We start from the raw sequence: 4,739 nt of genomic DNA, 5'->3' as shown, positions 1-4,739 counted from the left end.
CTTCCCGGCGGCGAAGTTCCTGCCCGACGCGGCAGGGGCGCAACTGTTCGTGCGGAACAGCCCCCTGACGGCGCCGCTGTCACCCACCGCAGGCGCGACCGCGCTCCACGCCAGCACCGGTCCGAAGTCGACGATCGCGCCGGCCAGCGCCCGCGTCAGGGCCTGCCGGAAGCGGACCGGGCCGCCGTCGTCGCGCACCACGCGCAGCCCCATCGCCATCTTGCCGAGCGTGATCCCCCGGCCGAGCGTCTCGAACAGCACCGAGTACCCGACCCGCACCAGCACGAAGAAACTGAGCGCCAGCGCGGCCAGCAACGCCTCGTCGGTCACCCCGGACACGGTGAGCGCCAGCATGAACAGCAGGAGCGCCCCGGCCTGGACCGCAACGTCGATCGCGAACGCCGCGGCCCGGCTGGCGACCTGCGCTATCGGCAGCTCCAGCACGACGGCCTCGCCGGTCACCAGATCGGGTTCGCCTGTCACCGCCCCACTGTAATCTGCCCCCATGGACGTGGACCTGTTCGTCGCGGCCCACCGCGCCGAATGGGCCCGGCTGGACCAGCTGCTGGCCACCCGCAGGCTGACCGGTCCGGAGGCCGACGAGCTGGTCACCCTGTACCAGCGGGCCGCGACGCACCTGTCCGTGGTGCGGTCGTCGGCGCCGGACCCGGCGCTGCTGTCCTGGCTGTCGTCGCTGGTCACGCGTGCCCGCTCGGCCGTCACCGGGTCGCACAACCCGGCCTGGCGCGAGGTCGGGCTGTTCTTCGCGCAACGCTTCCCGGCCGCGGTCTACACGACGGTCCGGTGGTGGCTGCCCGCCGCGCTGGTGTCGGTACTCGTGGGCGGGCTGATCGGGGCGTGGATCGCGGGCGACCCGCAGGTGCAGGCGAGCATCGCCGCGCCGGAGGACATCCGGGCGCTCACCGAACCGGGCGGGCAGTTCGAGACCTACTACTCCAGCAACCCGGCCGCCTCGTTCGCCGCGCAGGTGTGGACGAACAACGCCTGGGTCGCGGCGACCTGCCTGTTCTTCGGGGTGCTGCTGGGGATTCCGGTGCTGGTCGCGTTGTGGCAGAACGTGCTCAACGTCGGCCTGTCGGCCGGGTTCATGGCGGCGGCCGGGCGGCTGGACGTCTTCTTCGGCCTGATCACCCCGCACGGGCTGCTGGAGCTGACCGCGGTGTTCGTCGCGGCGGGCACCGGGCTCCGTCTCGGGTGGACGGTCATCAACCCCGGCCGGCGGTCCCGCGCGGCAGCGCTCGCGCAGGAAGGCCGGGCGGCGGCGGGGATGGCGCTGGGGCTGGCGTGCGTGCTGCTGGTGTCGGGCGTGATCGAGGCGTTCGTGACGCCGTCCGGGCTGCCGACGTGGGCGCGGATCGCGATCGGAGTGGCCGCCGAGGTGCTGTTCCTGGTGTACGTGTTCGTGCTGGGGCGGCGCGCCGTCCGGGCCGGGGTCACCGGGGACGTGGACTCCCGGCATCGCGGTGACCTGCTGCCCGAGGCCGGTTGACACGCCGCTGCCCGGGATTGTCGGTGGCCGGCTCTATCGTGATGGGCATGCGGCTGGAGCTTTCCGATGACACGTACGCGCAGGTGACGGCCCTCGCCGAGGCGGCGGGGCAGTCCGTGGGCGAGTGGGTTCGGGCTGCCGTGGAGCGCGAGGCGTACCGGCAGCTGTGCGAGCAGCAGGCGCGGTGGAACGCCGAGCACCCCGAGCAGGTGCGCGCCGCCGCGGACGACTGGCGTGCCCGTGGCTCTTCGGCCGCGTAGAGGACAGATCTGGGCGGTGTCCGGCGGCTCGCGGCGGGTGCTGGTCTTCTCGGGCAACATGCTGAACGACATCGACGACGAGCACGTGGTGACGATGGAGGTCATCGAGCACGCCGTGCCGCTCAGCGTGGCCACCGGAGCGGGCGGCTGGGTGCGGTACACGTGGCTGGACCACGTGCCGAAGGAGTCGCTGACGCGGCAGCTCGGCGAGGTGCCGGAGGAGCTGATGCAGCGGCTGAGCACGCGCCTGTTCATGGTGATCGCGACCGACTGACGTCGCCGGCCGGCTCGCGCGCCTGGCGGTGGAACTTGCGCGGCTGAGCGAGCGTGGGACTCACGGCGAGCGCGATGCGGCGGGCGCGAGGCCGTGGGCGCCGGCGCCGGCGCGAAGCCGGCGCCGTGCGAGGTCTGCGATCCCGGGGGCGCTTTCTGCGCTCGCGGACGCGAGTCCCGCGTTTACCGGCGCGAGGCCGGCGAGTGCGGGTGCGAGGCCGGCGGCCGCGAGGCGGGATCGGCGGGGGTGCGGCCCTACAACCGGCCCGCGGCCTTCAGCGCCAGGTACCGGTCCGCGAGCGCGGGAGCCAGCTCGTCCGGTACCGCGTCCACCACCTCGACCCCGCGCTGCGCCAGCAAACCAGTCACGTGGCGACGCTCCGCCAGCGTCCGTTCAGCGGCCGCCGCTTCGTAGACCGCTTCCGCGTCGCCGCGGGCGCGGGCCATCGCCGCGACCCGGGGGTCCGCCACGCCCGCCACCAGCAACTGGTGCCGCCCCACCACGGACGGCAGCACCGGCAACAGGCCCTCCTCCAGCGGCGCCGCGTCCAGGCCGGTCAGCAGTACCACCAGCGACCGCCGCCGGACGCGGCGCAGCACCTCGGCCACCATGCCGCGCGCGTCGGTCTCCACCAGGCTCGCTTCGAGTGGCGCCATCGCGTTCACCAGTCCCGGCAGCAACTCCCCCGCAGCCAGCCCGCGCACGTCCGCCCGCACCTGCCGGTCGTAGGCGAGGAAATCCACCCGGTCCCCCGCCCGCGAAGCCAGCACCGCCAGCAACAGCGCGGCGTCCATCGCGGCGTCGAGGCGTGGCGCGTCCCCGACCCGGCCCGCCGACGTCCGCCCGGTGTCCAGCACCAGCAGCACCCGCCGGTCCCGCTCGGGACGCCACGTCCGCACCATCACGTCCGCCGCCCGCGCCGACGCGCGCCAGTCGATCGACCGCACGTCGTCGCCGATCACGTACTCCCGCAGCGAGTCGAACTCCGTGCCCTCGCCGCGCACCAGCGCCGCCTGCCGCCCGTCGAGCTGCTGCAGCCGCGCCAGCCGCGACGGCAGGTGCCTGCGGCTGCGGAACGGCGGCAGCACCCGGACACTGCCCGGCACCCGGTGCGAACCCTGCCGCCCGGCCAGCCCGAGCGGTCCCAGCGCGCGCACGGTCACCCGCACCGAGGACCGGTCGCCGCGCCGAACGGGCGTCATCCGCACCACGACCGACCGCCGCTCCCCCGGCGGCACCGCGATCCGGAACCGGTCCTGCTCCACACCCGCGCTCGGCGGCCACGCGTCCCGCAGCAACCCACGCAACGCACGGGAACCGGGGTTGGTCACCGACAGCGTCACCTCGACCGGCTCGCCGAGCCGCACCGACGTCGCCCCGGACCGCGCGAACACCAGCCGCCGCACGGACGCCGCGAGCAGCAGGTCCACGGCCACCAGCAACGCGATCACGCCGAGCACCGCGAGCACACCGGTCCACGACGGCACCCCGAGCGCCACCACGACGATGCCCACGAGCGCCAGCAGGCCGGCCCGGCCGGTGATCGCCATGTCAGCGCGGGACGGGGACGGTGGCCAGCACGCGCTCGATCACGCCGTCCGCGGTCGCGCCCTCCAGCTCGGCCTCCGGCCGCAGGTCCAGCCGGTGCCGCAGCGCGGGCCGCGCAAGCGCTTTCACGTCGTCCGGCGTCGCGAACCCGCGGCCGGACAGCCAGGCCCACGCCCGCGTCGCGGCGAGCAGCGCCGTGGCGCCACGCGGGGACACGCCGATCCGCACCGACGGCATCGCGCGCGTCGCCCGGCACAGGTCGACGATGTAGCCGAGCACCTCAGGCCCGACCGTCACCCCGGCGACGGCGGCGCGCGCGACGGCGAGCTGCTCCGCACCCGCGACCGGCCGCACCCCGGCGGCGGACAGGTCACGCGGGTCGAACCCCTGCGCGTGCCTGGCCAGCACGCCGATCTCGTCCTCGCGCGTCGGCAGCGGCACGGTGAGCTTGAGCAGGAACCGGTCCAGCTGCGCCTCCGGCAGCGGGTAGGTGCCCTCGTACTCCACCGGGTTCTGGGTGGCGATGACGGTGAACGGGTCCGGCAGCGGACGCGGCCGCCCGTCGACCGACACCTGCCGCTCCTCCATCGCCTCCAGCAGCGCGGACTGGGTCTTCGGCGGGGTGCGGTTGATCTCGTCGGCGAGCAGCAGGTTCGTGAACACCGGCCCCTCGCGGAAGGAGAACTCGGCCGAGCGCGAGTCGTAGACGATCGAGCCGGTGACGTCGCCGGGCATCAGGTCGGGCGTGAACTGGATGCGCGTGGTGTCCAGGTCCAGCGCGGTCGCCAGGGCCCGCACCAGCAGCGTCTTCGCCACCCCCGGCACGCCCTCGACGAGCACGTGCCCGCGGCACAGCAGCGCGATGATGAGCCCGGTGACCGCGGCGTCGTTGCCGACCACCGCCTTCCCGACCTCGGCGCGCAACGCGACCAACGCGTTCCGGGCGTCCGAAGTGGTGTCCGTGCTGGTCAACTGATCTCCCTCTCGATGCGGTCCAGCTCGTCGGCGAGGCGGACCAGACCGGCGTCGTCCCCCGGCGCCGGACCGTACAGAAGCTCTCCGACGGCCGCGGCGGGCCGTCCGGTGCGGGCCGCGACCGCGGCGACGACGGCCGCCGGTTCCGCGCCCGCGCCGAGGCCGAGCAGCG

General features: G+C 74.7%; 6 protein-coding genes. 3 read left to right on the top strand and 3 right to left on the bottom strand.

Annotated features, from left to right (window positions below):
* Window positions 1-483, bottom strand: a 483-nt coding sequence (locus ABZ193_RS43275; protein WP_354714635.1) for an RDD family protein, incomplete at its 3' end; no start/stop codon positions are given.
* Window positions 484-505: 22 nt separating this feature from the next.
* Between ABZ193_RS43275 and ABZ193_RS43270 the strand changes: the two genes are divergently transcribed.
* From ABZ193_RS43270 to ABZ193_RS43260, 3 genes are read left to right on the top strand one after another with little or no spacing between them, the layout of a single operon-like run.
* Entirely contained in the window at window positions 506-1,510 is a 1,005-nt protein-coding gene (locus tag ABZ193_RS43270; RefSeq protein ID WP_237337674.1) for a stage II sporulation protein M, read from the top strand.
* A gap of 47 nt (window positions 1,511-1,557) precedes the next feature.
* A complete protein-coding gene (locus ABZ193_RS43265; RefSeq protein ID WP_157360654.1) occupies window positions 1,558-1,770 on the top strand; it encodes a ribbon-helix-helix protein, CopG family in 213 nt (70 codons plus the stop codon).
* Window positions 1,745-2,044, top strand: coding sequence for a hypothetical protein (locus ABZ193_RS43260; RefSeq protein ID WP_228684924.1), 300 nt, complete (start codon window positions 1,745-1,747; stop codon window positions 2,042-2,044). Before ABZ193_RS43265 ends, ABZ193_RS43260 begins: the two co-directional genes overlap by 26 nt.
* A 254-nt stretch (window positions 2,045-2,298) precedes the next feature.
* Here the strand turns inward: ABZ193_RS43260 and ABZ193_RS43255 are convergent, their stop codons facing one another.
* Window positions 2,299-3,594 (bottom strand): DUF58 domain-containing protein, encoded by a 1,296-nt coding sequence (locus tag ABZ193_RS43255; protein WP_354714633.1) that lies wholly within the window; start codon window positions 3,592-3,594, stop codon window positions 2,299-2,301.
* A 1-nt stretch (window position 3,595) separates the two neighbouring features.
* Window positions 3,596-4,564, bottom strand: a complete 969-nt coding sequence (locus tag ABZ193_RS43250) for a MoxR family ATPase (RefSeq protein WP_027936125.1) — start codon at window positions 4,562-4,564, stop codon at window positions 3,596-3,598.
* Window positions 4,565-4,739 lie beyond the last annotated feature (175 nt).

This window comes from Amycolatopsis sp. NPDC006125, from assembly GCF_040614195.1.
GTDB classification, from domain to species: Bacteria; Actinomycetota; Actinomycetes; order Mycobacteriales; family Pseudonocardiaceae; genus Amycolatopsis_E; species Amycolatopsis_E tucumanensis.
The sequence above is the reverse complement of the archived record's forward strand: the minus strand, read 5'-3'. Positions and strand labels throughout refer to the sequence as shown.

Excerpts from the sequence above, each read along its gene's own strand:
- ABZ193_RS43270 (WP_237337674.1), top strand. The coding sequence starts at position 506 with ATGGACGTGGACCTGTTCGTCGCGGCCCACCGCGCCGAATGGGCCCGG.
- ABZ193_RS43265 (WP_157360654.1), top strand. The coding sequence starts at position 1,558 with ATGCGGCTGGAGCTTTCCGATGACACGTACGCGCAGGTGACGGCCCTC.
- ABZ193_RS43255 (WP_354714633.1), bottom strand. The coding sequence starts at position 3,594 with ATGGCGATCACCGGCCGGGCCGGCCTGCTGGCGCTCGTGGGCATCGTC.